Source organism: Streptomyces noursei ATCC 11455, assembly GCF_001704275.1.
GTDB classification, from domain to species: domain Bacteria; phylum Actinomycetota; class Actinomycetes; order Streptomycetales; family Streptomycetaceae; genus Streptomyces; species Streptomyces noursei.
Genome location: NZ_CP011533.1, coordinates 9,108,636 through 9,133,889 on the forward strand (window position 1 = coordinate 9,108,636; position 25,254 = coordinate 9,133,889).

27 protein-coding genes are annotated in these 25,254 nt (G+C 70.3%); 8 read left to right on the forward strand and 19 right to left on the reverse strand.

The features are described from left to right. Positions 1–36: 36 nt before the first annotated feature. The 6 genes from SNOUR_RS43860 to SNOUR_RS39155 form a co-directional block, all read right to left on the reverse strand. Positions 37–2,517: an ATP-grasp domain-containing protein gene (locus SNOUR_RS43860; protein ID WP_079143184.1), complete on the reverse strand. Its 2,481-nt coding sequence runs from the start codon at positions 2,515–2,517 to the stop codon at positions 37–39. Then, the gene (locus tag SNOUR_RS39135; protein ID WP_067356791.1) at positions 2,517–3,848 is read right to left on the reverse strand and encodes a PLP-dependent aminotransferase family protein; all 1,332 of its coding nucleotides are present in this window, start codon (positions 3,846–3,848) and stop codon (positions 2,517–2,519) included. The genes SNOUR_RS43860 and SNOUR_RS39135 overlap by 1 nt, the downstream gene beginning before the upstream one ends. Beyond that, entirely contained in the window at positions 3,848–4,741 is an 894-nt protein-coding gene (locus SNOUR_RS39140) for a sugar phosphate isomerase/epimerase family protein (RefSeq protein ID WP_067356792.1), read from the reverse strand. Before SNOUR_RS39140 ends, SNOUR_RS39135 begins: the two co-directional genes overlap by 1 nt. Beyond that, positions 4,734–5,522, reverse strand: coding sequence for a 2OG-Fe dioxygenase family protein (locus SNOUR_RS39145; protein WP_067356793.1), 789 nt, complete (start codon positions 5,520–5,522; stop codon positions 4,734–4,736). The genes SNOUR_RS39140 and SNOUR_RS39145 overlap by 8 nt, the downstream gene beginning before the upstream one ends. A 26-nt stretch (positions 5,523–5,548) precedes the next feature. Continuing rightward, complete coding sequence (locus tag SNOUR_RS39150) at positions 5,549–5,872, reverse strand: 2Fe-2S iron-sulfur cluster-binding protein (RefSeq protein ID WP_067356796.1); 324 nt, start codon at positions 5,870–5,872, stop codon at positions 5,549–5,551. 255 nt (positions 5,873–6,127) lie between these two features. Then, positions 6,128–7,447 carry an MFS transporter gene (locus SNOUR_RS39155; RefSeq protein ID WP_159426018.1) on the reverse strand — a complete coding sequence of 440 codons (1,320 nt, stop codon included), beginning with the start codon at positions 7,445–7,447 and terminating at the stop codon, positions 6,128–6,130. Between the two features lie 590 nt (positions 7,448–8,037). Here SNOUR_RS39155 and SNOUR_RS39160 point away from each other — a divergent pair. Then, positions 8,038–9,150 (forward strand): ABC transporter substrate-binding protein, encoded by a 1,113-nt coding sequence (locus SNOUR_RS39160; RefSeq protein ID WP_067356799.1) that lies wholly within the window; start codon positions 8,038–8,040, stop codon positions 9,148–9,150. Positions 9,151–9,164: 14 nt separating this feature from the next. Here SNOUR_RS39160 and SNOUR_RS48775 read toward each other — a convergent pair whose 3' ends face one another. Both SNOUR_RS48775 and SNOUR_RS39170 read right to left on the reverse strand, forming a co-directional pair. Next, positions 9,165–11,069, reverse strand: coding sequence for an NACHT domain-containing protein (locus SNOUR_RS48775; protein WP_312635400.1), 1,905 nt, complete (start codon positions 11,067–11,069; stop codon positions 9,165–9,167). A 162-nt stretch (positions 11,070–11,231) separates the two neighbouring features. Further along, a complete protein-coding gene (locus SNOUR_RS39170) occupies positions 11,232–11,696 on the reverse strand; it encodes an SRPBCC family protein (protein ID WP_067356802.1) in 465 nt (154 codons plus the stop codon). 220 nt (positions 11,697–11,916) lie between these two features. Between SNOUR_RS39170 and SNOUR_RS48780 the strand changes: the two genes are divergently transcribed. Further along, a complete protein-coding gene (locus SNOUR_RS48780) occupies positions 11,917–12,267 on the forward strand; it encodes a hypothetical protein (protein ID WP_312635404.1) in 351 nt (116 codons plus the stop codon). Here the strand turns inward: SNOUR_RS48780 and infA are convergent. Further along, complete coding sequence (gene infA, locus SNOUR_RS39180) at positions 12,252–12,473, reverse strand: translation initiation factor IF-1 (RefSeq protein WP_067356805.1); 222 nt, start codon at positions 12,471–12,473, stop codon at positions 12,252–12,254. The two genes, SNOUR_RS48780 and infA, sit on opposite strands and share 16 nt — an antisense overlap. Then, positions 12,470–13,372 carry a GNAT family N-acetyltransferase gene (locus SNOUR_RS39185; RefSeq protein WP_079143185.1) on the reverse strand — a complete coding sequence of 301 codons (903 nt, stop codon included), beginning with the start codon at positions 13,370–13,372 and terminating at the stop codon, positions 12,470–12,472. Before SNOUR_RS39185 ends, infA begins: the two co-directional genes overlap by 4 nt. Before the next feature lie 90 nt (positions 13,373–13,462). Here SNOUR_RS39185 and SNOUR_RS46680 point away from each other — a divergent pair, with 90 nt between their 5' ends. After that, entirely contained in the window at positions 13,463–13,762 is a 300-nt protein-coding gene (locus tag SNOUR_RS46680) for a hypothetical protein (RefSeq protein WP_159426019.1), read from the forward strand. 146 nt (positions 13,763–13,908) lie between these two features. Further along, positions 13,909–14,085, forward strand: a complete 177-nt coding sequence (locus SNOUR_RS46685) for a hypothetical protein (protein ID WP_159426020.1) — start codon at positions 13,909–13,911, stop codon at positions 14,083–14,085. 158 nt (positions 14,086–14,243) lie between these two features. Here SNOUR_RS46685 and SNOUR_RS39190 read toward each other — a convergent pair whose 3' ends face one another. Then, positions 14,244–14,633, reverse strand: coding sequence for a VOC family protein (locus tag SNOUR_RS39190; protein ID WP_067356807.1), 390 nt, complete (start codon positions 14,631–14,633; stop codon positions 14,244–14,246). Between SNOUR_RS39190 and SNOUR_RS39195 the strand changes: the two genes are divergently transcribed. After that, complete coding sequence (locus SNOUR_RS39195; protein ID WP_312635412.1) at positions 14,632–14,997, forward strand: hypothetical protein; 366 nt, start codon at positions 14,632–14,634, stop codon at positions 14,995–14,997. The two genes, SNOUR_RS39190 and SNOUR_RS39195, sit on opposite strands and share 2 nt — an antisense overlap. A 268-nt stretch (positions 14,998–15,265) precedes the next feature. Here the strand turns inward: SNOUR_RS39195 and SNOUR_RS39200 are convergent, their stop codons facing one another. The 5 genes from SNOUR_RS39200 to SNOUR_RS39220 all read right to left on the reverse strand — a co-directional run bounded on the left by SNOUR_RS39200 (position 15,266) and on the right by SNOUR_RS39220 (position 20,544). Then, positions 15,266–16,237 carry a FecCD family ABC transporter permease gene (locus SNOUR_RS39200; RefSeq protein ID WP_312636240.1) on the reverse strand — a complete coding sequence of 324 codons (972 nt, stop codon included), beginning with the start codon at positions 16,235–16,237 and terminating at the stop codon, positions 15,266–15,268. Between the two features lie 119 nt (positions 16,238–16,356). Further along, positions 16,357–17,391, reverse strand: coding sequence for a FecCD family ABC transporter permease (locus tag SNOUR_RS39205; RefSeq protein ID WP_067356809.1), 1,035 nt, complete (start codon positions 17,389–17,391; stop codon positions 16,357–16,359). 20 nt (positions 17,392–17,411) lie between these two features. Continuing rightward, positions 17,412–18,449 carry an iron-siderophore ABC transporter substrate-binding protein gene (locus tag SNOUR_RS39210; protein WP_067356812.1) on the reverse strand — a complete coding sequence of 346 codons (1,038 nt, stop codon included), beginning with the start codon at positions 18,447–18,449 and terminating at the stop codon, positions 17,412–17,414. Between the two features lie 331 nt (positions 18,450–18,780). Next, a complete protein-coding gene (locus SNOUR_RS39215; protein WP_067356815.1) occupies positions 18,781–19,557 on the reverse strand; it encodes a glycosyltransferase family 2 protein in 777 nt (258 codons plus the stop codon). 177 nt (positions 19,558–19,734) lie between these two features. Beyond that, on the reverse strand, positions 19,735–20,544 hold the full coding sequence (locus tag SNOUR_RS39220; protein WP_067356818.1) for a LysR family transcriptional regulator: 810 nt from the start codon (positions 20,542–20,544) through the stop codon (positions 19,735–19,737). A gap of 67 nt (positions 20,545–20,611) precedes the next feature. Here SNOUR_RS39220 and SNOUR_RS39225 point away from each other — a divergent pair, with 67 nt between their 5' ends. Together SNOUR_RS39225 and SNOUR_RS39230 are read left to right on the forward strand one after the other, a co-directional pair. After that, the gene (locus SNOUR_RS39225) at positions 20,612–21,508 is read left to right on the forward strand and encodes an NAD(P)H-binding protein (RefSeq protein ID WP_067356820.1); all 897 of its coding nucleotides are present in this window, start codon (positions 20,612–20,614) and stop codon (positions 21,506–21,508) included. Next, on the forward strand, positions 21,505–22,194 hold the full coding sequence (locus SNOUR_RS39230; protein ID WP_067356821.1) for an SDR family NAD(P)-dependent oxidoreductase: 690 nt from the start codon (positions 21,505–21,507) through the stop codon (positions 22,192–22,194). The genes SNOUR_RS39225 and SNOUR_RS39230 overlap by 4 nt, the downstream gene beginning before the upstream one ends. Before the next feature lie 53 nt (positions 22,195–22,247). On the opposite strand, the gene SNOUR_RS39235 is transcribed toward SNOUR_RS39230, so the two are convergent. Together SNOUR_RS39235 and SNOUR_RS39240 are read right to left on the reverse strand one after the other, a co-directional pair. After that, entirely contained in the window at positions 22,248–23,501 is a 1,254-nt protein-coding gene (locus SNOUR_RS39235) for an RNA polymerase sigma factor (RefSeq protein ID WP_067356822.1), read from the reverse strand. After that, positions 23,498–23,851: a YciI family protein gene (locus tag SNOUR_RS39240; RefSeq protein WP_067356824.1), complete on the reverse strand. Its 354-nt coding sequence runs from the start codon at positions 23,849–23,851 to the stop codon at positions 23,498–23,500. Before SNOUR_RS39240 ends, SNOUR_RS39235 begins: the two co-directional genes overlap by 4 nt. 82 nt (positions 23,852–23,933) lie before the next feature. Between SNOUR_RS39240 and SNOUR_RS39245 the strand changes: the two genes are divergently transcribed. Continuing rightward, positions 23,934–24,116 (forward strand): hypothetical protein, encoded by a 183-nt coding sequence (locus tag SNOUR_RS39245; RefSeq protein ID WP_067356825.1) that lies wholly within the window; start codon positions 23,934–23,936, stop codon positions 24,114–24,116. Positions 24,117–24,165: 49 nt separating this feature from the next. Here SNOUR_RS39245 and SNOUR_RS39250 read toward each other — a convergent pair whose 3' ends face one another. After that, positions 24,166–24,543 (reverse strand): contact-dependent growth inhibition system immunity protein, encoded by a 378-nt coding sequence (locus SNOUR_RS39250; protein ID WP_312635420.1) that lies wholly within the window; start codon positions 24,541–24,543, stop codon positions 24,166–24,168. Between the last annotated feature and the right edge of the window lie 711 nt (positions 24,544–25,254).

The window sequence follows — 25,254 nt, forward strand, 5'->3', positions numbered from 1 at the left end:
GGCCGTGATGAGGAAGCGGACGTGGAACGCGGTGCTTCAGCCGCTCACCTCGAATCCGGCGGCCCGGTGGGCGGCCTCGGCACGTGCCACCGCTTCGCGCCGGTCGGTCCCGACGGCCAGCACATACCCCTGGCGGCTCCCGGAACCGTCCAGCGGGCCAAGGCGCTGACCAGGCCGAACGGTGGTCCGCGCGGTCATGACGCCAGGCATGGCTCGTACCGCGTCCAGATCGCCGACGGACCGTACGACGGTGTTCTGCTCGGCGAAGAACCTGATGGCAGCACCGCCGCCGACGGCCGGCCGGCGGGGCGGCGCTGCCGCCCCCAGGATTCCGGCGGCCGTGGCGGCGGCCAGTTGGACACCGGTGACCAACTCCACCATCTCCCAGATCTGGTCGCCGCCGAAGCGCGTCTGGGTCTCGATGATGACGGGCGAGCCGTCCGCCTGCAGCATGACCTCGGTATGCGCGGGGCCCCATCGGTGACCGAGCGCGTCCAGCAGCGCGGTGACCGTGGCCGCCACACGCTCCGCGGGTCCGGAACCGAGATCCGCCGGCATCTGGTGCCCCACCTCGATGAAGGAAGGCGGTCCCGAGGTGAGCTTTTCGGTGACTGCCACCACTTCGTGCACACCGTCCAGCGTGAGCGTCTCGACGCTCACCTCCCGCCCGGTGACATACGCTTCGGCGACCAGCGGAACGCCCGCCGCCGCGGCGCGCCGCCAGCCGGCGGACAGTTCCCCCGGTTCGCGGACCAGCGTCACCCCTCGGCTGCCCGAGCCGTCCGAGGGCTTGAGGACGACGGGAGCCGCCAACTCCCGCTGAAAGTCTTCGGCTTCGGCGAGGCTGCCGCAGACGCGGTAGGGCACGGACGGCAGGCCGTGCTCGTCGAGCAGCGCACGCATACGGGCCTTGTCCCGGCTGCGCACGACCGCGGGCGCGGGGTTGTGGGCGAGGCCCAGGAACTCGCCGATCCGGGCGGCGGTCAGCAGCTGCGATTCCGCGAAGGACAGGACGGCGTCGAAGGGGGCGCCGGTGCTGTGCAGGGACTCGGCCGCGGCCCGGACGGGGCCCTCCTCCAGATGTTCCTGGACCAACAGGGTGTCGGCGCGCCGTGTCTGGAGTTCGCTGAGGTTCGCCCGCTCCTGGACGAGGGTGATCCGCACGTCGAGGTCGGCGATCGAGCGGAAGCCCGAGTCCTTGCCGCCGATGAGCAGGAGATGGGGGCGGTGGGGGCGTCCGGACTGTTCGGGTTCCGTCCGCTCGGGTGTCTGTGGTCGGGTGTGAATCAGGTCGTCCATGTCCCAGATTCTCCTGATGTCCTGGTCCAGCTCGGACATCCGGGCTGCCGTCAGCTCGATGGAGAGCGTCTGCCAGTGGCCCTGGGCCGCGGTGCCCACCTGCTTGCCGGGGGAGTGGTACACGGCGTGCGTGGAGTAGGCGGGCAGCGCCGTCACGCGGTCGAGGGCGTGCAGGCCGGTGAACACCCCGGTCGTCCGGGGGAAAGGTGTCACGATGCCGAACGGGCGGTCGAACTTCTCGCCCAGGTCGGGCTGTTCGCCGCGCATCACGGCAACGTAGGCGGCCATGAAGGAGACGCCGTGCGCCTGGTGGAGCACCCGGGCGCGGTGGCCGCCCGGGCGGATGCCCACCTCCAGCAGCCGGGGCCCGGCCGGTGTGAGGATGAACTCGACATGCGCGGCGCACAGGCGAAGGCCCATGGCCCGTACGGCATGGACGGCGAGTTCGGCCATCCGGATCCGATCCTGGGCCGGGGCCAGGCTCGGGGCGAACCGGGCGAAGTGATGGAAGTCCGCGCCGCCCAGATCGGCCCCGGTCAGCACGTCGACCACCGGACCGGGCCAGGCGTTGCCCTCGCGGTCGACGACGAGGTCCACCGAGTGGTTGCTGCCGGTGAGGAACTCCTCGACCTGCAGGGCGCGGAAGGAGTCCGGCAGCCCCTTGTCGCGGACGTGCCCGTCGACGCCGTCCCGGATGTGCCGGAAGGCTTCGGCGGCGGCCTCGGGGCCGGGCACGGGTACGACGAAGAGGCTGGAGTAGAGCGCCGCCGGTTTGACCACCACGGGCCAGCCGTGGTGTCGCCCGAACTCCACGATGTCTGCGGGAGAGCGGACGCTCGCGAAGGACCCGGTGCTGTCCTGACCGATGCGTTCGACGAACAGCCGACGCATCAGGTGCTTCGAACGCAGCGCGGCCACGTCCTCCGCCGGAACCGCCGGCAGCCCGAGGGCCGTACAGAGCCGGGCGTAGTGCTCGACATACGCCTCACGGAGATTGAGGACGCACACCGACGGGTCCTGCTTGAGCTCGGCGGCGAGGGTGTCGATGCCCTCTCCCGGGTCCCAGCGCCACACCACGTCGAAGGCGTCGTCGGCCGCACACCAGCCGTGCGATGTGGTGTCGCGGATCAACCCGACCCGGTATCCCGCCTCACGGAGCGGCTCGAACTCGCCGTAGCGGGCATTGCCCAGGAACAGCACCAGCGGCGGAGTGGTCATCACGCGGCCTCCGAGTCGTCGAATCCGTATCGCACGGACGTGAACACCCCTGCCAGGGCCGCCACTTGACCGGCGACGTCGGCGGTTGCGGTGGCTCCTTCGGTGTGCGCGGCCCGGGCCATGAGCTCGGCCAGCCGCCACATCTCCGGCTGGCGCATGCCCCGCCGGGTGACCTCCTGCACGCCCAGTCGGAGCACCACCCGCCCGTCCACCGGGCGGGCGTTGAGCATCACGCCACAGCGCATCAGCCGGGCGGCGAGGGCGTACGGATCCGCGTCGTCGTGCTGCCGACCGCCTTCGACCAGGAGCACATGACTGGCGCTCGGGCCCGTCGCGCCCGGCGGATGGTGGACCGCGAAGCCCGACTCGCCCAGTGCGCAGGCGAGGGCGGCCTGGTTGGCGAGCATCTGCCGGGTGTACGCGGAGGCGTGGACGCCCATCTCCAACGTCGTCACATAGTTCGCCAGCGTGGGGCCGGTCTGCTGGGACGAGACCAATGCCAGTCCCAGGCGCTCGGAGAATCCCTGGCCCAGCTCGGCGTCGGCGAAGGCGACCAGTCCCTTGTGCGCTCCGGGGAAGCTCTTGTGCGTGTTGCCCTGCAGGAGGTCACAGCCCTCGGCCAGGGGATCCTGGAACCGGCCGCCGGCGATCAGGCCGAGGGTGTGTGAGCCGTCGTACGCCAGCAGCGCACCGTCCCCGATGACGGCACGCAGTTCACGGACCGGCAGCGGCGCCAGCGGCACCCCGTGGTCGAGGAGGACCATGGCGCCCGGATGCGCGCGCCAGACCTCGGCGAACGCGGCGAGGTCGACCGTTCCGGCGGAGGCGCACCAGGGCAGGTACCGGCCGTCGCGGCCCATCGACTCCAGCAGCGGCCTGGTCGCGAAGTGCCCGCCGTTGGCCGGCGCGATGGAGTAGACCGTCGAGCCGGGGGCGGTCAGCAGCGCGAACACCGAGATCGTCGCGTGCAGGCCGGACAGCGGCCGGAAGTCCACCCAGGCCGCGCCGAGCAGCTGCCGGGCGGTATCGGAGGCGGCGCGCTCCAGCGCGTCGACGCCCGGATAGGCCGCCGAGAGCAGGCCCGAGCGCAGCAGCGGGTCGAGCCCCCGGCGCTCCTGCTCGTGTCCGATCAGATAGCGGTCCGCGAGCGGGCCGTGCAGCATGGCACGGGCCGTACGCGAGAGCACGTTCTCGAACGCGGCCAGATTGACCGTCGTGGTGAGGCGTCCGACGTCGTCGTGCACGGCCGTGAGGAGGTCGCCCGCCGGGCCGGTACGGCCGCCGGCCCGGTGCGGGGAACGCACCGGACCGGCGGCGGCAAGCTCCGTCATCAGCCCTCGCCCCGCATGGCACCCGCCGCGTCCCACCGCTCACGGAAGGACAGGGCAGCCTTGAGGTAGTCCTCCGGTGTGTACCCCCGGGCGAACTCCTCCACGATCGCCGCACCGTCGAACCCGTAAGAACCGAGCTTCTCCAGCGACTCCCAGAGGGGGAGATCACCCGCTCCGATGGGGATGTGGGTGTGGTCGGAGCCCTTGATGTCGGCGATGTGCGCGGTACGGACGTAGGGGGCGACCGTGGCCAGCGCCTCGTCGAAGTCGCCCCGGGGCCGGTGCACGGTGGCGAGATGGGGGATGTCCAGGGTCATCCACGTACCGGTGCTCTCGCACAGCGTGACGTGTTCCTCCGGGGAGAACACCACATAGCGGGGCCGGTCGGCGCCCATGTTCTCCATGCACAGCAGCACTCCGGTGCGATCCAGCAGGGGCCGCACCCGGTCGAGCGAGGAGCGCAGGACGTCGAGCAGGACGCTGTTGGGGCGGCGGCCGGTGTATCCCGGGTGGTAGGTCACGCGGTCCACGCCGAGGTCGGCGGCGAGGTGCACCGCGCGGCGCAGGAAGTGCACGGACTCGGTCCGCTCCGCCTCGTCGGCCGCGCATAAGTCGGTGTGCGGCCCGTACCAGGCAGCGTGGACGGACACGTCCAGCCCGCGCTCGGTGATGACGGAACGCATCCCGTCCACGATCTTCTCGTACTCCTGGGCCGTGGCCCCGAAGAGCACCTCTTGCGCTTCCTCGGCGATCTCGAACTCGATGTCGGTGAAATGGTCGGCCAGGAAGTCCAGGTGTCCCACGATGTCCGCGGGGTTGTCCCAGATGTTGGTGGAGAAACCGATGCGGGGGCGGGTGGGGGAGGGGGACGTCGGGTCCGGAACGTCAGTCATGGGACTGTCCTTTCGACAGGGGTCGGGGGCTCGGGTCCGGCAGGGCGGGATCGGCGAAGAAGTCGACCAGGAGCATGTCCCGGACGGCGAGGTCGGCCCCGAGGGCGACGCCGACCGGGGAGGCGTCGTGGAGGACACGCCGGTCATCGAGGACGATCGACTCCCAGGGCGCGGTGAGTTGGGACTGGTAGACGAGGCGCCGGTCGAGGTCGTAGATGCGGGACTGGGCACCGTGGACGCCGTCGCGGCGGATGAGCACCTGGCCGACATAGCGGTGCCCGTCCTGGTGCATGCCCTCCGGCGCCGGGTCGCCTTCCGCACCGGGGACGGCCGTCACCCGGATCTGGTGGATGCCGCAGGCGTTGATGTCCTGGTGGGGGCCGGGCAGCTGGTCGTGGAGCGCACCCACGATGGCACGCAGTGCCAGTCCGGTGGCCACCGCTTCGTCCAGGGGGGCGAAGTGCCGGGGCACTCCGCCGCTGAGCTTGTTCACGGCCTTGGCCTGCAGGAAAGGACCGTGCGAGACCTGTCGCAGCCCGTCCTCGGAGAGGTGGAATTTCCCGTAGCGGCGAAAACGATAAGGTCGTTCGGCTTCCACATACGCATCGGCGGGCAGCGCGTTCCAAGAGCTGGCAAAATGGCTGACGGCGTCCGATGGAATGCCGTCGAGTGCGGCCCGGATCAGATCCGGACGGTGGTGCACGAAGGCTTGGGGGGTTAATTCACCCTGGGATTCCCGTGGTTGGGTCCGGGTGAGGGCGTCGGGTGCGTAGGGGGGCATGGCTTCCTCGTCTTTTTGACTGCCTTTCAGGTCTGGGTGTCCGGTAGGCCGACGACCAGCGCACCCGGCCCGTCGCCCATCACGAGGCGACAGCTCAGCCGACTGTTCGGGCGGCGCTGAACGGCGGTGTAGTCCAACATGTCGTCCTCGTCGGCATCGAGGCCGGGCGGAGCCGGTCCCTCGACGGCCTCCACGAATACATGGCAGGTCGCGCAGATCAGGCGACCGCCGCATTGGCCGTCGATTCCGTCGATTCCGTTGTCGACCGCGGCTTCCATGATGCTTGTGCCGCTGGGAACATCCAGTACTGACTGGTGTCCGTTGGCATCGGAGAACGTTACCTGGGCCATGGGACCACCTTTTTCCTGCCCGGTTTCACAACCAGACCTATGGCCACGGCAGAGAGAGCCGGGCGTGGCGCGAATGAAGGCTGTTGGCACTCAGTGCCAAGATCGTATGGGGCGGGTGAGGCGCCTGTCAATGAATTCGATCGGTGCGGAATGTCAAACTCCCCGTAAAGAAAGGGAAGTTGGGGTGAGGTGAACGGTGCGCGGTGTCGCGGGCGCGCTTCGGGAGTGCTTCCCGGCGGGTGTCCCCGCGCCTTTTCAGTGCGCTTCGGAGGGAAGTGGATCCGGCGTCGTGGCCTCGTGCGCCTCCGGCACTGGTGTGGGTTTTCCCGACCACAGCGCGCCGAGCGTCGCCACGGCGAACAGGGCCATGAGTACGGCCCACGCCCAAGGCCCCAGCGGCAGCAGGAGACTCACCAAGAGGACGGGACCGAAGACTTTCTGGGACGTCATTCCCATGCTGAACATGGCGAGGTATTGCCCACGCGCCTCGGCGGGGGAGAGGAGGTAGGACAACTCCCAACTCGCCACCGAATGAAGGTTTTCTCCCAGGGTCATGGCCGCCACGGCGCCGAGCGCGGCAACCAGCGAGGCCCACATGGGAAGCTCCTCGGCCAGTGCGAAAAGGGCGCAACCGGCGGCCAGTGTCAATGCCGTGCATTTCACCAGTCGACGGGCGCCCTGAGCGTCTTTCGCAAAGCGGGGAACCGCGGCCTGGAGCAGGACGGTGAGTGCCGTGTTGACGGTGAGAAGCACAGGCGACCAGGCATGGGCCAGATCCGTACGCTGTATCACCCAGACCGGCAGCAGGACGATCAGTGCCGTGTCGTAGAGGGACAGAATGCCGTTCGAGGCGGTGAACACCAGGAAGCGCACATCGCGAAAGGGCGTCGGCGCCCTGGAGGGCGGGCTCCCGCTCCCCGGGTGTCCCTGTGGTCCGCCCCCGGTCCCGGCGCCCTTGAGCGGCGCCAGTGCGGAGTCGCCGGCAACCTTGGCCGACCACAGCACCAGTGCCGCGATGGCGAAGAAGGAGAGGGCGTTGACCAGGAAGATCGTGGTGAAGGCGGCCCGTGACGGAAAGCCGAGCACGGCGCTGGCGCCGAGCAGGCCAACACTGAGCCCGACGTTGCGGACCGCCCGAATCGACGCCAGCGTACGGGTCCGCTCCTGCTGGCCGGCCACGGCGGCCGCGATCACCTGGAGCAGGGGGGAGCAGGCCCGGTCCGCCGCGTAGAGCACACAGGTCAGGACGGCATAACCAGAGAGATCGGTGATCAGGGGGTATAAGGCATAACCCGCGCCGCGGAGGCACATGAGCAGTACGTAAGTGCGTACCGCGCCATGGCGATCGGCGACCCGGCCCAAGGGGACCGGGCTGAGCAGGCCGAACACCGCGGCAATGGACAGGGTGGTCGCGACACGGGACGCCGGGAGTCCCACCACGCTCACGAAGTAGAGCGTGGCGGAGGCCATGAAGAGACCATTGCCGGTGGAGTCGATCAGCGCGCCGGCGACCAGGATGCGGCTGCTCCGGTTGGCCGGCACAAGGGTCTGTCTCATATATGCGAAGGTCTTCAAGAATTTTGCCTCCCCGTGGCCATTCGAGCCGGCCTGGAACTCTCAGGTCCCCTCCCGCTGCCCCCGCACCGGTGCCTCAACTCCCGTACTGCACACGATGATCGCCGGGCGACTGTAGCGCGGCCCGGCGGCTCCGGCAATCTGGTTGCACAGTGAAGTCGACCGCCTGGTTTGTCGTTGGGTTCCCCTCTCTCGCCCAGACGTATCAGGGCTGTTGGGAAGTGACTGGAAAGCGACTGGGAAGTGACTCCGTCATCCGATGTGGCGTCGAAACTGTGGTCTTCGCGACAGAATTGAGGCGTTGACGGTGCCGAGCCTCCTCGTGACAAACTCGCGGTGCCGAAGTCGAATGCGGGGAGAATCCGTTGAGCAATGCCGTCGCAGCGGATGGGGCCCTCCTGAGAAGTGCGCGATGGTCGCTGCCGTTGCCGTTGCCGTTGCCGTTGCTGTTGCGTCGGCGTCCCGGCGGACATCGACTCGGCGCCCCTGGCCGGCATCTGCCTCGCGTCGGGACGCTCGGGCCGACATCCCCCTCGGGATCAAGGAGAGGCCACGCTGCGACCTAACCGCCACACGGGAGACACCAACGCATGAACATGCCGCCATCGCCACGTGGAGCAGTGCGGTCCGACGGATCATCCGTCCAGATCGGCGCTCTCGTTCCGCTCACCCGGCCCGGCTGGGTGGAGGCAGGCCAACACCTGCTCGCCGGACTCGAACTGGCCGTTGACGAGGTCAATGACGCCGGCGGCATCGTGGGCAGACCACTGGAGCTGGTGGTCCGAGACACCGCGGCCGATCCACAGCGGGCCGTGGCGGCCGTGGACGAATTGGCTCGCCTGGGTGTGGCTGCCTTGGCGGGGGAGTACCACAGCGTCGTCGCGCGCGCCGCTGCCGCCAGGGCGGACGCCCTCGGCCTGCCGTTCCTCTGCTCGTCAGCGGTTCTCGACGCGCTGACCGAACAACCGACGGACTGGGTCGCCCGCCTCGCCCCGGCCCAGTCCCGAGGCTGGCGGACCTACGCGGACTTCCTCCTCGGCGCGGGCCACCGTCGCCTCGCCGTCGCAGCCCAGCCGAGCGTCTACTGGGCATCTGGGACAGGCATTCTGCGGGACCGTATCGCGGCACGCGGCGGCACCGTCACCGCACTCGACGCGGGCACGCTCGCTCCCACGACCCTGTGCGACGAACTCGTCGACAGCGGTGCGACAGCCCTGCTCCTTCTGGTCGGCCACCCGGAGCCGGTCGTGCCGATCGTCAGGGCTGTCCGCCGCGACCAGCGCCTGGCCGACATCCTGATCGGAGCTCCGGCCGGGCAACCGGAGTTCGCCGAGTGGGCGACATCGCTGGGCGACGACGGCGCCGCGATCCCGTTCTTGCGCTACCTGCCCGAGCGCCTCGGCCCACTCGGTGCACGAGTCGAGAAGGCCCTGCGCGAGCGGCTGGGCGCAGCGCCCTCCTTCGTCGCCTTCGAGGGCTACGACACGATCGCCGTCCTCGCGGAGGTACTGCGTTCGCACGGCACGGACCGGGCGCGCACCGCCGAATCCTGGCCGAGCGTCGCCGTCGAAGGCACCCGCGGGAAGATCCAGTTCTCCCGCACGCCAGGCATCGACGTGTGGCAGTGGGCCTGGCCGCCCATCCAGGTCGTCGATCGAGACCCGGCGCACCCCGATCGCTTCCGAGTCCTCCACACCAGCTGACAGCGAGCCCCTCCCTACCCCGCTGGATTCCGCCCGCTGGCGACCAGCCGCTCCTGCAGGCGTGCGTGGCGGAACTGGTAGACGGAGCCCTCCTGGCGCAGGACACCACGTTGGTGGACGTCGTCGAGGAACCGCATCAGACGCCAGGGGAGTCTGCCGCGCAGGGCGAGCCTGGCGTGGGTCACCTGGTAGGCGCCCCACCGTGACGCGATGATCGCCCACAGGGCGAATGCCATGACGCACTGGGCGATTCTGAAGCTCAACGGGACGTCGCCGCTCACCCGCGACAGCCCCATCACCTCGTGCACGACGTCGGTGCCGGCCAGGACCAGGATCGCCGACGCGGCGGCCACGGTGAGCGGTGCACGACGCTCCCGGGCCATCAGGACGGCCGGGCTGACGGATTCGACGTCGACCTGTTTGCGGTCCCAGTAGATGCTCATCATCGCGTTCGGTACGAGGAGACCCAGCGCGACGGCGCAGGCCAGGGCCGTCGGCACGACGGGCACGCGGCCTCCCGTGGCGACCCAGGCCACGACGAACATGGTCGCCGTGGCGAGCGACCCCCCGACCGCCACACTGGAGTACTTGGACCGGTAGTGCGGGCGCTTCCTGACTGCCCCGCCACGCCAGAGCGCGATACAGCACATCGCGCCGATCGGGCCCCCGCCGGACCAGACGAAGCCCCACGGCACGGCCCGCCCGCCGAGGACGGCGGCCACGATGATCGTCAGGCTGAAACAGCACCAGGCGGCTGCCCCGAACGTCCACGCGTTCTCACTGGCGGGCCCGTCCTGTTCCAACTGCCACCAGGCCAGGTCGCGGGTCTTGAGCCGCTTCATGTGCTGGGCCAGGAACACCAGCCAGCGACGGGACCTGGCCTCGTCCCAGCGCCGGGCTCGCCAGGCGAAGGCGTTGCGCGCGGCGGGTTCGCGCCGGAACGCCGTCGACAGAAGCGCATCCAGCAGATGCGCCTCGATCGCCGCCGCGCTCGACAGGCGTGCGGTGTCGGCGAGTTCCGCCGGGTCACGGCCGCTCTCCGGGGCGTAGGCGGTGCGCGCGAGGCCGAGCAGCAGCGGGCTGGCGAGCGCATCGGCCAGCGGCCCGCGCGGCTCGGCCGCCAGGCGATCGAGCACGGGCCGCCACCGGGCCTCGCGCCGGGCGCTGTGCGGCGCGAGCAGATAGCGCCTGACGTCCTCCGGGGCCACCGGTCTGGCCCGCAGCACAGTCGCTGCGTACAGGCCGTCACTGCCGTTGAGCAGCGCCTGGTACTCGCCGGTTCGGCAGGTCAGCACGAGCGGGTCGCGGTCCGAAAGCGCCTGGTTGATCTTGGCGAGGGCATCGGCCCGGCGGCGTTGCGGCAGTTCGTCCAGTCCGTCGAGCACGGGCAGGATCAGCCCGGCGTCGACCAGTCGGCCGGCGTTCGCCGCGGCCGTCGCTCCGGTGCCCAGAACCGGGTACTCCTCGCCCAGTCGGCGGGGCAACCAGTTGGTCAGGTGCTCGGCCGCCGGATCCCACGATCCGATGGACAGCAGCACCGGGATCGGATCACCGACCGCTCGATGCGCGAGCAGCTCATGGACCAGCAGCACGGCCATGGTCGTCTTACCCGCCCCCGCGGAACCGAGGATCACCAACCGTCGCGGTGTGGGCAGTTGGCGGTACCGGTCCGCGAACCGGGCGGCGGACCAGACGCCCTGTCCTCCGGCCATTTCCCATGCGATCGGCAACGGCGCGGCCCCGAACAGCCCGCGCACCGCCGCCTCCGCTTCCCACTGCCCGGCCACCGCCCGGGCCAGCCGCTGGGCCAGTCGCTCCACTTCGTCCGGTGGGGCATCGCTCTGGTGGACGTGGATCTCTCCCGCCTGCACGACGCTCTCGGCGTGGCCGGAGAACTCGTTGCGCACCTCACCGCTCATGCCGTGATGGTCGCACCAATCGGCCGCAGTGGTATAGGAAATGACGCCGCACCAGATGCGAGAGCGGCTCCTCGTCGAAACCCTCCCGTCCTCTTCGCCGAGTTCCTCCCGGTCGTCGGCCGCGGTTCCCGCCCGGAACCGAAGGAGACAGTGGCGATGCCGTCAGCGGTTCGCGGCGGACACATAGCGTGCCAACTCCGCGGCCAGGCGCTGCATGACCGTGTGGTTGGCGCGCCGCATCGTGGCGCGGACGGCCGGGGCCAACAGCCGTTCGGCGAGCGGGGCGCGCGTCCAGGCGTAGGTGAACGAGATGCGGCTCCCGCCCGACGGCAGCGGTTCGATGGTGTAGGTGCCGTGGGCCAGGCGCCGGCCGGCGGCGCTGATGTTGCGTTCGACGAGGCGCCGCGGCGCCTCCGCCTCGACGACTTCGATGACGACGTCGGACGTCACGCCGCCCAGCGCGGCGGTGACAGTGGCGCGTGAACCGATACCGCGGCCGGGGCCGTCGTAGCGCCAGTCGGTCAGATAGTGGTCGGTGAATCGCTCGTGGTGCGCCATGACATCGAGGAAGTCGTAGACCTGCGCGGGCGTCTGCGGTACGTCGATCGACACGGTGACAGACTTCATGTACCACACGGTACATCCGCCCTGTACCGTCACAGCTCCGCCCGGAACCCGGTCTCCCACCCGCCGCCGATGTCGCGCGGCTGCTCTGGCAATGGCTGACGGACCCTCAACTGGCCGGTCAGGAGCGACTCTTCTTCGAGATCTGCGTCCACGCCCTCAAGGCCGCCCTGAGGCGGTCCCGATCCTTGAAGGGCTGGTGGGGGACTGGCCGGAGCCGCTGATGGCCGCCGAAACGGTCGCGGGGATGGACCCCGCCACGGCCCGGAACCGCGCCAGGCCGGGGCTCGCCACCGTCCGCGGCCTGCTGCTCGACCTGCTCGCCACCGACGACCGCGCCGGCGTGAACGCGGCGATGGAGGAGTTCCTCCGCCGGTACTACGGCACGGAGCGACACGGCTGCCGCTGGGACCGATCCACCGGGCCGGGACGGCAATTCACCGCGGCTTCCGATCGGCACACGGTCGGTCTCGACAGCAGGCTGGAGACCCGGCGGTGCGGGGCCAGGTCTCCAGCGCGGTCCGCTTCCCTACAAGCCGGCCCGGCCGGCCGGATCCGCTACCTGTACCGGTAGCGGATCCGGCCGCGGGTGAGGTCGTAGGGGCTGAGTTCCACGAGCACCCGGTCGTAGGGGAGGATCTTGATGTAGTTCTTGCGGATCTTCCCGCTGATATGGGCGAGCACCATGTGCCCGTTCTGGAGCTCCACCTTGAAGGTGGCGTTGCGCAGGCACTCGACGACGGTGCCTTCGGCTTCTATGCCCCCTGCTGCTTTTGTCATGATCGCTCACTTCTCCCGTTCTGCGACGGGGTGTTCGGTAGGAAACGCATGTGGTGTGCGGTCGGGCGCGACGGGGTCGCCGGCCGCGGTGTGGCGGAGTGTCGTCGGCGCACGAGCTCCAGGGTGCCGGCCGTGCGCCGGGCACCGATGCCCTCGAACAGGGCGGTGGCCGCCGCGTTGGCCTCGTCCACCTCGGCCCATGCCGCGCAGACCCCGGAGCGGTGCAACGAACCCAGCGCGTGGGCCAGCAGCGCCCGGGCGATACCACGGCGGTGCCGGTCGGCCCGGACGGCGATCAGCCCGATCCGTGGCTGTCGGATCAGCGGCGCCACCCGGACCAGTCCCACGTACTGGTCGGCGTACCGTGCCACCGCGTACTTCGACGGATCGACCAGGGTGGTCCCCACCGGGCGGGGCAGCACCTCGGCCGGCATCGTCCGCCATCCGACGGTGGCCTCGACCTCGTCGCGGATGACGCGGTCCAGGGCACGCAGCGGGCCTTCCTCCGCGTGACCGGCGGGCACGATCGTCACGCCCGACGGGGGTCGCACCGAGCCGAGCCCGCTGACGTGCGGGTCGGTGGGCACGAGATAGCCCCGCTCGCGGCGTGCGACGGCGAAGCCGGCCCGCTCCCAGGCGGACCTGGAGTCGTCGTCGGCCTCGTCGACGACGGCGTACAAGGCGGTGGGCAGGTCCGCCAGCATCGCGGCGACGATGCGGTCGAAGACCGCGCCGTGCCACGCGTCGATGCTGATGAAGAGCCGGCCGTCGGGTCGTCGCGCAGCGTCGCCGCGGCCGACCGTCAGGTCGTCCTCCACGGCATGCCACTGCATGTCCGAAACCCGCGTGACCATGATCGCGCGGTCGTCCGCGCTCGAAGTGGAATGCACAAGATTCATAGGTGTTGCCTCTCGGGAGTGCCTTGTACGAGGCGCTCCCGGCGACACCTGCGTCAATCGCCCACCGTGACGAAAAGGGGGAGCACCCACATGGATACAGCCTTCATGGGTCTCACCTCCTCGCGTTCTCTCACGGCTGCCCAGACGGTACCAGCGGGGGTCGGCCGGCCCAACCCAATTAAAGCCACCGGCTTGGGCCCGCGCGGCTGCCTGGTACTGCGCCGTGCCGCGGACGGCGAAGCGGAAGTCCGGGCCCTGCGTGTCGAAGTCGTCGAAGTCGGTGCGGTCGTCGCATTCGGTGCAGTTGGTGAAGTCGGTGATCACACGAGCGCGTTCGCTGTTGGAGAGCTTCGCAAGTTCTGCTGGCCCGGCCGGGTGATGTGGCGTTAAGAGGCCCGACGCGGAGGAATTCCTCTCATCGAATCCACTCCACCTCGCGGGCGTCCTCACCTCGGGGGCGTCCTCGCCACCACCTCACGCGTGCCCCGTGCGCACACCGACGTCGCCCGCGAACGGAAAGAGAGGAAGAGCCTGCCATGCGGCACCATTTCCGCATTCTGACCGTCTCCGCCATGCTCACCGCGCTCACCTTCGGATGTGCCGCCCTGGCCCAGGCCGAGGGTTCGGGTGAAAAGCCCCGGCTCAAGACCGTCCTCACCAACGTCCCTGTCGTCGGTCACGTCGTCGACGGGCTTGACGAAGAGGGGTATTGAGCAAGACGCCTCCGGACGCGACACGTTGCGCCCCGACGTACGCGTCGGGTGCGTGTGACGGCACCCGACGGTCTCGGTGATGTGCCCCCCTCTGCACCGATGGCCACCGCGCCACCAGGTGTCGGACCCCGCAGGCTCCTGTGCCGTGAGGGTTGGGGTCAGGCGTGCTCGGGAGTGGACCACTCGACGAACTGGATGATCACGCCGTTGGGGTCGGTGACCTGGAACAGGGTTTCGCCCCAGGGCTCCTTGCGCAGCGGCATGGTGATCTCGATTCCCGCGTCGCGCAGTCGCTTCTGCTGTTCTGCCAGGCCGCCGTCGAGGGTGAAGGCCAGGATCAGGCCGTCGGCGTGCCGGTCGCGCTGCTCGGGCGGCAGCACCTGGATGCCGCGGGCGAGCAGAACGACATCGACCGCGTCGGCCCGCGACAGGGAGGCGAAACCGTCGGCAGCCTGCTGGACGGTGTAGCCGAGGTGGGTGGTGAAGAACGCCTGGGAGGCGGCGACGTCGTCAACGGTGAGCGAGACGGTGGAGGCAGTGAACTGCATGGGGATCTCCATGGGTGCGGCGGGAGGGGTGGGGCGGTGGCTGCGGTGGTGGGGTGGAGTGGGGTGGGGATGCCTCGGGTGGGAGTCGGTCTTCGAGGCAGGCGCTCCGCACGGTCTGCACGAGCGGCGCGAACACCACCTCGCCCGGGCATTCGCCGAGGCCACCGACGCCGAACCCGACGACATCACCGTCCAGATCGCCGCCGGCCTGCTGAGCACCGTCCACCGTGTGCTCTTCCACCGCATCCAGACCCTCACCCTCGCCGGCCGCCCCGAGGACGAGATCGCTCGCCTCGTCGCCGCCGAAGCCGCCGAAGCCTTCGGCCTGCTGGAGCCCGCCCTGTCCGACTACGCCACCGCCTGACGCGGGCATCTCGCCGAACTCCGCCGCACCAGGTGGGCGTGGTCTTGGCGGTTGCCGCCGAGCGGGCGACGCAGTGGTCTCCGGCCGGGGGCATTGCCGCTGGGGCGAGGGATCGGGCACCGGGCAGACGAAACCCCCCGAGGCTCGGACTCGGGGGGTTGGGTGGCGTGCGGTGTGGGGGCCGGGGCGGGTCAGCGAAGTCCCACCTGTCGTCCCGCGTTCGGCACGCGCTCTCGCCGGGCCGGGTGATACGGCCGGCCGGGCCGTATCACAGGGCGCCGCGACGCCACTCCCGCAGGAGCAGGTATCCGAGGTACGCGCCGCCCAGCGCCATCGTCCAGATGCCGACCGGCAACTTGCCGAAGAACGGAGCGTTCTGGGCCGCCAGGTCGGCGAGCACGAGCAGCAGCGCGCCGGAGAGTGCGGAGAGCGCCAGGTGCGGGCCGCTGCCGCGGGTGATCCGCTTGACGATCTGCGGTGCGGTCAGCGCGATGAACGAGATCGGGCCGGCGACCGTGACGGCCCCGGCCGACAGCACGATGGTGAGCAGCACGGCGCCGGTGAAGGCGCGTTCCGGGCGTGCTCCCAGGGCCGCCGCCGTGGTGTCGCCCATCTCGCTGAGGCCCAGGGGGCGGGAGAGCAGCGCGGCGCACGGCACGCAGAACAGCAGCACCACGCCGATGGTCGCCGCGTCGTCCCAGGAGCGTGCGGTGAGGCTGCCGTTGAGGTACGAGCTGAGCACGGTGGCCTGGTCGCGCTCGATGGCGTAGACGATGTACTGGATGAACGCCGTCGCCATGGCCGAGACCCCGATGCCCGCGATGACCAGACGGCTGGGGTTGCGGAATCCGCTGCCGGTCGACACGTACACCACCGCCATCGCCGCCAGCGCTCCGCCCAGTGCGCCCAACGCGACCGGCACGTCCGGGAAGAGCAGGGCGACCAGCGCGGCGCCCGCGCCGGCCCCCGGGCCGAGGCCGATGACGTCCGGGCTGCCCAGCGGATTGCGGGTCACCGACTGGAAGAGGGCACCGGACAGGCCGAAGGCGGCACCGGCGGCCACCGCCACGGTCAACCGCGGTCCGCGCAGTCGGTCCAGGACGAAGGAGTCCACGCCGGTGGCGTTGCCGGACAGTGCCGACGGCAGGTCCGGCAGGGCGATGCCCAGGCGGCCGACGGTGAGGGTGGCGAGGCACGCGGCGAGCAGCGCCACGCACAGGGCGAGGCCGACCCAGAGCATCCGGACCGGGAGCCGCAGGGCGATTCCCGACCCGAGTCTGATGAGGAGCTTGCGACTGCCGGGACGGGGCCGCTGAACCGTACCGGAGACGGTCGTGGACGACGGGGCGGTGGTGGGGGTCATGAGCTGGCTCGCATTCTGCGAACGGCGATCAGAAGGGCGGGGGCGCCGGCGAACGCGGTGACAACACCGACCATCAATTCCTGCGGGCGTACCAGGAGCCTTCCGATGACGTCGGCCGCCAGCAGGAGGGTCGGGCCGAGCACGGCACTCAGGGCGAGCTGCCGCCGCACGTCGGCCCCCAGAAGGGTGCGGGCCAGGTGCGGCACGGCGAGTCCGACGAAGGCGATCGGTCCAGCGGCCGCGGTCGCGGCGGCGCTCAGCACGGTGGCCGTCAGCAGCGCGACGGCCTTGACTCGCTCCGGGCGGGCGCCGAGGGACGTCGCGGAATCCTCGCCCAGCGCGACGATGTTCAGTCCGCGGCCCAGGAACAGGGCGACGGCGAATCCGGCGACGGCCAACGGCAGCACGCTGCGCACGGCGTCCCAGTCGTGGCCGCCGAGCGCGCCGACGACCCAGTAGCGGTAGCTGTCGAAGACCTGCGGGCGGCTGAGGGTGACGGCCTGGATGAAGGCGCTCAGCACGGCGGTGAGCACCGCGCCGCCCAGCACCAGCCGGACCGGGTTCAGCCCCCTGCCGAGGGTCCCGATGACGTAGACGAAGACTCCGGTCAGCAGTGCGCCGGGCAGTGACCACAGCAGCGTCTGTGTCTGTCCGGAGACGCCGGCGAACGCGGTGGCGGCCACCACGCTCGCGGCGGCTCCGGTGTTGACGCCCAGCAAGCCCGGCTCGGCCAGTGGGTTGCGGGTCACCGTCTGCATCAGGACACCCGCCACGGACAGGCCGAGGCCCACCACGATGCCCAGCGCGGTGCGCGGATAGCGGCTCTCGACGACGGTGGTGGTGTAGGCATCGGCGTGGCCGGTGACGGCCTCCCAGACCTGCCCCGGGGGCAGGGTCTTGCTGCCGAACATGATGCTGGCCATGCAGACGAGGGCCAGGACGGCCAGGGCCAGGAGCAGTACGACGGTCGTGCGCCGGGCCGGCCGGCGCACGGCGGTCCGTTGCTCCGCGGTGTCGATGGTGGCGACCATGTGTCAACCGTCCCGCGGCGTTACTTGCCGGCCTTCTTCACCGCGCTGTCGATCAGCGGCAGGTAGCGCTTGATGCTGTAGGGCACGGTCAGCGGGTTGATCATGGAGGAAGCGGTGACGAAGGAGTTGTCCGAACTGGCCACCACGGCGCCCTTCTTGATGGCCGGCATGGCGGCGTACAGCGACTGGCCCTCGATCTCCCGACGGGTCTTGTCGTCGGAGTAGAAGGTGAAGAGGACGTCGCTCCTGTTCAGCTTGTCGGCGTTCTCCAGGCCGATGAGGGAGGAGGCGGTGCCGTCGGTCTCCTTGAAGGTGTTGACCACCGGATCGACCTGGAGCCCGAGGGACTTGACCATTTCCACCCGCTGCTCAGTGGGCTTGAACACGCCCAGGGTGCCCGGACCCGAAGTGTAGATGTAGGAGAAGGTCACGTTCTTGTAGTTCGGGCGGGACGCGGCGGCCTCGGCGAGCTGCTTCTTGATGCCCTTGATCAGCTCGGTGCCCTTCTCGGGCTGCCCGACGGCCTTGGCGACGGTGTTGATCTGCTCGTCCCAGCGAGTGCTCCACGCCTTGTCCGGATACGCCACCGTCGGCGCGATGTCCTTCAGGACGTCGTACTGCTTGGCAGTGATGCCCGACCACGGCGCCAGGATCAGGTCGGGGGCCAGTTCGGTGATCGCCTCGATGTCGAGCTGGTCGCCGCCCTTGAACTGCTTGGGCAGGGGGTCTCCGGCCTTCTTCACCGCGTCCTTGACCCAGGGCAGGTAGCCGGACTTGTCGCTGCCCCAGGCGTACTCCTCCACGCCGACCGGCGTGTGGCCGAGGGCGATGGCCGTCTCGGCCGAGCCCTGGCCGAGCGTGACGATCCGCTTGGGCTCCTTCTTGATGGTGGCCGTGCCCAGCGCACTCTTGATCGACACCGGGAAGGCACCGTGGCTGCCGCCCGCGGCCTCGGCGTCACCCTTGCCGCCGCCGCACGCGCTGGTGACCAACAGCAACGAGGTCGCCGCCGCGGCAGTGAAGAGACGGCGGGTCATCCGACGCGAAGCGATGGTCATGCGAGGTCCTTTTCCTGGGCGGTACTGCTTGCGGCCCAATTTGCCTGTGGTTGGGAACTCGTCCGGACGGTGCGAGACGTGTCCCGAGCTCCCCGAATACTTAGGTGAGCCTAACTTAATGTCGATCTCGCCTCCACCCCTACCCTCCCCACATGCGACCTCGGGCCCGCCCGGCACGACGTGAGGCGGGTGAAAGGGGGCTGCCGTCTCCCCTGGAAGCGCGGTGGAGTGTGGGCGTCCGATGCCGCCGTGCCTGCTGCCTGGCGTCCCGTGCAAGCGCGTGCACGGGCGTGTCACCGGCGTCCGAACGCCCACCGCCGGATGCGAGCCCTCACTCGCCGCTCTCCACCGGGGGCGCGGGCCGGTACCCGGGCGCCTGCCGCCACCGCCAACCCGACTCCCGCAGGGCGCCGGCGCGTTGCACGAGCGCGTCGATCCGCGATGCCGCCTCGGGCGCTTCCCAGTAGTGCTGGGACGCCGTCGTCTGGTCGGGGTGCTTGCGATAGAAGACGCTCGGCTCCGCTATGAACTCACCGGGCGCCACGGCCTCCGCGGCAAGGAGCAGGGCGACCGTCTCGGCTCCGGACAGCGCCTGCCAGCCGCCGAGTGCCAGCACCAGGCGACGGTGTGCGGCGAAGGTGGTCGCCTGAACGGACAGGCGCCGCTCCAGCACCTCGCGGTAGAAGCGGGTGGGTTCCAAGGCGCCGCCCGGGGGGTCGCACGGACCCGGTGCCGTGCTGCCGTCCTCGTGGAGGTCGATGCAGGCGGACACGCACCACGGAACGCGCTCCAGGGTCTCGATGTCCCGCTCCAGTGCGCCCGGCAGCAGCACGTCATCCGCGTCCAACGTCCGGACCAGCTCTCCCCTCGCGCGCGCGAGGGCGTGCGTGCGTGTCACCGCTATGCGCGCCCGCAGTCCCGTCCCGCAGGTGATCCGAGGGTCATCGGGCAGGCTCTGCGCGGGGATTCCCGAGGTGCCGTCCTCCTGGACGCACCACTCCCATCGCCAGTCGTCCGGGAGCTTTTGTTCGCGCAGGGATTCGTAGGTGTCGCCGATGAAGTGGTGGCCGCCTTCGTGTACGGCGGTGATGATGCTGATGGTTCGCATGGCATGGGTCCTGTCGGAGAGGGGTTGGCCCGTCCGCGATCATGACATGGACCGCTGGCCAAGGATTTTCTCCGGGTGCCCGGTGCGGCTGTCCCTGTGCGCGCTGCCCGGGGCGCGGCCGCAGGGATGGCCTGGGAACGAATGAACGCGGCCGCCGCTGGTCGTGGCCCCGCACGCTTAGGCGCGCCGCAGCGTCGTGGTGGCGATCTCCAGGAAGTCCCGCGGCAGCTTCTCGGGCCGGTCCGCGACAACGGCCAGACACGTCTCGATCCCCGGTGCGTCGGTGACGGGGAGGTGCACGAGGTCCGGGCGGGAGTAGGACCGTGCGACGCCCAGCGGGATGAGCGCGATGTTGCGTCCGGAGGCGATGAGCTCGAACTTCTCCTCCAGCGTCAACGTCCGCCGCTGCGGGGTGTCGAGCATCCGCTCGCCGTCGAGGTCCGCGGAGGTCAGCTCCTGACGGCATGCCAGCGGATGTGCCGCGGGTATGCAGGCGACCCTGGGCTCGTGGCCGATGGGAACGATGCGCAAGCCCGTCTCGTCGAACGGTCGTCGCAGATAACCGACTTGGGCGCGACCGTCCCGCAGCGGCCGGTCCTGCTCCCACCAGCGTGCCGGGACGACGTCGATCTCGACGTCCGGGTGGCGCGACGTGAACGCCCGGATCGCATCCGACACATGCAGCCCGGGGGAGAAGGCGACCGCGAGCCGTTGGACGCCCTCATCGACGTCATGGACGCGCCGGACCGCCGCGGCGATGGACGGGAGGATCAGCTGCGCCTCCTCGTAGAGCTGTCTGCCGGCGGCGGTCAGCTCCACGCTGCGGGTGGTCCGCACGAACAGCGGACACCCCAACTCCTGCTCCAGGGACCTGATTTGACGGCTGAGCACCGGCTGGGCGATGTAGAGCTGTTCCGCCGCCCGGCCGAAGTGCCGGTGCTCGGCCACCGAGGCGAAGTAGCGGAGTTTGCGCAGATCGAGATCCATACCCTGAAGGTATCAATTGTCGGGAAGGGTATTGGACGCGACGGATGACCGCCCCGAGACTCGATGCATGATCGTCATCACCACTCCCACCGGCCAGATCGGCGGCCGGCTCCTGGAGATCCTCCTCACCGAGACCCGCACGCGCGGCGAAGAACTGCGTGTCATCGTGCGCGACCCCGGGAAACTCCCCGACCCGGTCCGCGCCCACGTCGACGTCGTCACCGGCTCGCACGACGACCCCGAGGTCGTCGACCGGGCCTTCGCCGGCGCGGACGCCGTCTTCTGGCTGGTTCCTTCGGACACCCAGGCACCGAGCCTGGAAGCCATGTACTCCGGGTTCACCCGCGCCGCCGCGAAGGCGTTCACCACCCACGGAGTCGGCCACGTCGTCGGCGTCTCGGCGCTCGGCCGCGGCACCCCCGTCGCCGGCCGCGCCGGGCACGTGACCGCGTCGCTGGCCATGGACGACCTCATCGCCGGCACCGGCGTGGCCTACCGGGCGCTCGCCAACCCGACGTTCTTCGACAACCTGCTGTGGCAGGTCGCCTCGATCCGCGACCACGGCGTGTTCACCGAGACCGTCGCCGCCGACCGCAAGGCACCGAGGGCCGCCACCCGCGACATCGCCGCGGCCGCCGCAGACCTGCTGCTCGACCGCTCGTGGACCGGGACGGGCGAGGTCCCTGTGCTGGGCCCCGAGGACCTCTCGCCCGACGACCTGGCGCGCACCATGTCCGACGTGCTCGGCCGCCCCGTCCGCTACGAACGGCAGACGCTCGACGCATTCCGCACCGCACTCGCCGGACGCGGCATGGAGGACGCATTGGTGCGGGGCTACCTCGACATGATGCGGGCCAAGGACGACGGCCTCGACGACGGGGTGCGGCGCACCCCGCAGACCGCGAGCCCGACGACCTTCCGCGAGTGGTGCGAGCAGGTCCTCAAGCCGGCGGTGCAGGCATGAGCGCCGGGACCGCCCTCATCGTCGGGGCCTCCCGGACCCTCGGGCTCGGCCTGGCCACCGAGTACGCACGCCGCGGTTGGGACGTCATCGGGACCGTCCGGGGCGATCAGCGCACCGGCCTCCACGACCTGGCCGACGCGTCCGACGGTCGCGTCACCGTCGAAACGCTGGATATGACGGAGCCGGAGCAGATCGCCGCGCTGCGCGAACGCCTCGCGGAACGCACCCTGGACCTGCTGTTCGTCAACGCCGGCATCGCACGGGGCGACATCCCCGTCGGCGAGGTCCCGACGGAGATGTTCGTCGAGGTCATGGTCACCAATGCGCTCAGCCCGATGCGCGTGGTCGAGTCCTTCCGCTCGCTGGTCGCGCCGACCGGGACCATCGGCGTGATGTCCTCGCGCCAAGGCAGCCTCAACCTGAACACCAAGGGCGGTCAGGACGTCTACCGCGCCAGCAAGTCCGCCCTGAACCAGCTGATGCGCAGCTACGCCGTCCGGTACGCCGACGCCGCACACACGCTGCTGCTCATGTGCCCCGGCCATGTCCGCACCGAACTCGGCGGTCCCCAGGCGCCGTTGACCATCGACCAGTCCATCCCGGGCGTCGCGGACACGATCGACCGCCACAGCGGCGAACCGGGCCTGAAGTTCCTCGACCACCAGGGCCAGCCCGTGCCCTGGTAGCAGCCGACACAGTCGCCCGCCGGTCAGCCGGCGACCGCCACCGCACGGGCCGGTCACGGATCGGTGAGCTCCCGGAGTCTGCGGGCGAGCGTGGCGCGCTCCGGTTCGTTGCCGACGAGATCGAGGGCGGCCCGGTAGGCGGCGGCCGCCTCCGTGCTGCGGCCCAGTCTCCGCAACAGGTCGGCCCGTGCCGCGGGAAGCAGGTGGTAGCCGCGCAGCTCTTCGGCCCCGGTGAGCTCGTCCAGGACGACGAGGCCCGCCTCGGGGCCGTCGCGCATGGCCAGGGCCACGGCCCGGTTCAGTGCGACCAGCGGCGACGGCTCGATCTGCAGCAGCACGTCGTAGAGCGCGACGATCTGCGGCCAGTCGGTCGTCTCGAAGGCCGTCGCCTCGTCGTGCAGCGCCGCGATCGCCGCCTGCACCGCGTACGGTCCGACGCCGGGGCCGGTCAGGGCCGGCACCACGAGCCGCCGCCCCTCGGCGATCCGGTCGACGTCCCACAGGGCGCGGTCCTGGTCTTCGAGCAGCACCTGGCCCCCGGCCGCGTCGATCCTGGCCGCGCGCCGGGCGTCGGTGAGCAGGAGCAGCGCGAGCAGCCCGGTCACCTCGCGTTCCCGGGGGAGCAGCCGGTGCAGGATCCGGGCGAGCCGGATGGCCTCGTCGGCCAGGTCGGGGCGCAGCAGGTCGGTGCCGGAGCTGGCCGCGTACCCCTCGGTGAAGACGAGGTAGACGACCCGGAGCACGCCGGGCAGCCGCGCGGGCAGCTCGTCCGGCCCCGGGACGCGGAACGGGATGCGCGCACCGCGGATCTTGCGTTTCGCGCGCACGATGCGCTGGGCCATCGTTGCGGTGGGCACCAGAAACGCCCGGGCGACCTCGGGCGTGGTCAGGCCCGCCAGGAACCGCAACGTCAGCGCGGTCTGTGCCTCCGCGGAGAGCGCCGGGTGACAGCAGGTGAAGAAGAGCTGCAGTCGCTCGTCGGGGATGTCGTCGAAGCCGGCCTCGGCAGGGACCACGGGGGCCGCCCGGTCGCTCTCCACCTGCAGTATCGCCAGCCGCTCCGCGTACGCGCGGTCGCGCCGGATCCGGTCGATGGCCTTGCGGCGTGCCGTGGTGAGCAGCCAGGCCAGCGGCTTGTCCGGCACCCCGTCGACCGGCCACCGCTGCAGCGCGGCCTCGATCGCCTCGGAGGCGGTCTCCTCGGCCAGGTCGAGATCTCCGAACCGGGCGGCGAGGAGGGCGAGCAGCCGGCCCCGGTCTTCGCGGAACACCGCCTCCACGGAGCGGGCCGCTCGCTGCTCGTTCACGGCTGGACCGGCTCCCAGACCGTGCGGACCTCGACGGTGCCGAACCGGGCCCCCGGGCACCGGGCCGCCCAGTCGAGCGCCGCGTCGAGATCGGGAACATCGATCAGGTAGTAGCCGCCGACGATCTCCCGGGTCTCGGCGAACGGCCCGTCCGTCACCACGCGCTCACCGTTCACGCGGACGTGCACGGTGGTCGCGGTCGTGATGTCCAGGGCGTTGCCGTCCAGCTTGACGCCGGCGTCGGAGACCGCCTTGTCGAACGCCATGAAATCCTCCACGGTCGGCCCCTCGGCCGGCCGCTCCTCGGTGGAGTCGGGCGACAGGGTGTTGATCAGCAACAGGTACTTCACGGTGTGCTCCTCGTGCATCGGATGGTTGCGCAGGGATGACGAACGGCCGGACGGAGAATCGACAGGTCGACCGGAAAATCTCGTGGGAATCCTGTCGTGGATCTTCGACCACCGGGAGTACCACCGCATGCCGCCGCATACCGTCGAGTACTGCTGGCCGCTCCGCACCCCGCACCCGGCCTGGGGCACGGCCGCCGGGCACGACGAGCTCGTGGTGCGTCACGGGGCGACCGGCCGGCCGACGCCGCCACGCCCGTCACCGTGACCTCCGGCCCGGACCTTTCTCGGTCGGGACTGCGGAGCGGCAGCCAGGCTCACGAGCCGGCGGACAGCGCGAGGAAGTCATCGACTTCGCCCTGCAGGTCAGGAGGGATGTCGTCCATGGCAGCGACGATCCGACGAAGCGCACGAGCGGCTTGCGGTGCCCCGGCCCACGCTGTGTGGTCTCTGGTCAGGACGGCCGAGAGCAGGTCGCCTTCGAACAGGTCGCCCCCGACCAGCGGATCGGCGCGGAGCACGTCGACGGCGCGAGGCAGCAGGTGGGGCAGGCCGATGTTCTGCCGGATCAGCAACCGGAGGTCCTCGGGGCCGAGCGCGCTGACCGGTCTGCGCCGCACGGCATGCACCGTGGCAGTGAGCCGGGTGGCGCCGGCAGGCGGGTCCGGCCAGCGGTCGCCCTCGATCGCCTCCAACGAAAGAGGCCCATGTTTCGATCCAGTCATCTGCCGATTTTCCCCCACCAAGATGGCAAACGGAACCGAATTCCCATTCACCGTCAAGTCGGTCTGCTTTCAAGGTGGTTGAGTGGCGCGGCAGGGTGTGGTGCATTCACCGGTACAGATGCTCCGGGCTGGCCGTTCGTCGGCGGTGGCTTCGGCTTCGGCTTCGATGGGTGTCGCCACCTTCGCACCTCATGGTGAAACGGCTGGTCAGATGCGTAGACCGACGAGGGCCCCAAGGTTTGTTTCGTATCCCGTGTCCTGGTTGGTGCCGGCGTCGGCAGATGCGGCAGAAGCTGCCCCCAACGAGAACAGGAAGCCCAACAGCGGAACTGCGACGAGTTGAAGGATGCGACGACTACGCACGGAACCTCCGGGAGTATGCGAATGCACGGCAAGGGAATACGGGGCAGGGGGAATTCCCATGCCTGCAGAGACGATTTGGTGTTCCCTGGCTCTTCGGTGGGCCGAGTGTAGCGGTTGCTTCCCGCGCAATTGATTATCCGCGGCAGATCCGTTTCATGAGCCACCCCGCGGCAAGGGCCGTGGTGGCGGCGTGGTCACGACGAGCCACGGCTGTGCCGCCTCCTGGCTGCTGGTCAAGGGGTGCGTGGCCGAGGAGCGTGCGGGTGATCGCTGCAGGCAGCCGCAAGGGGGAGAGGCAAATCGCCTTCCGTATCGTAC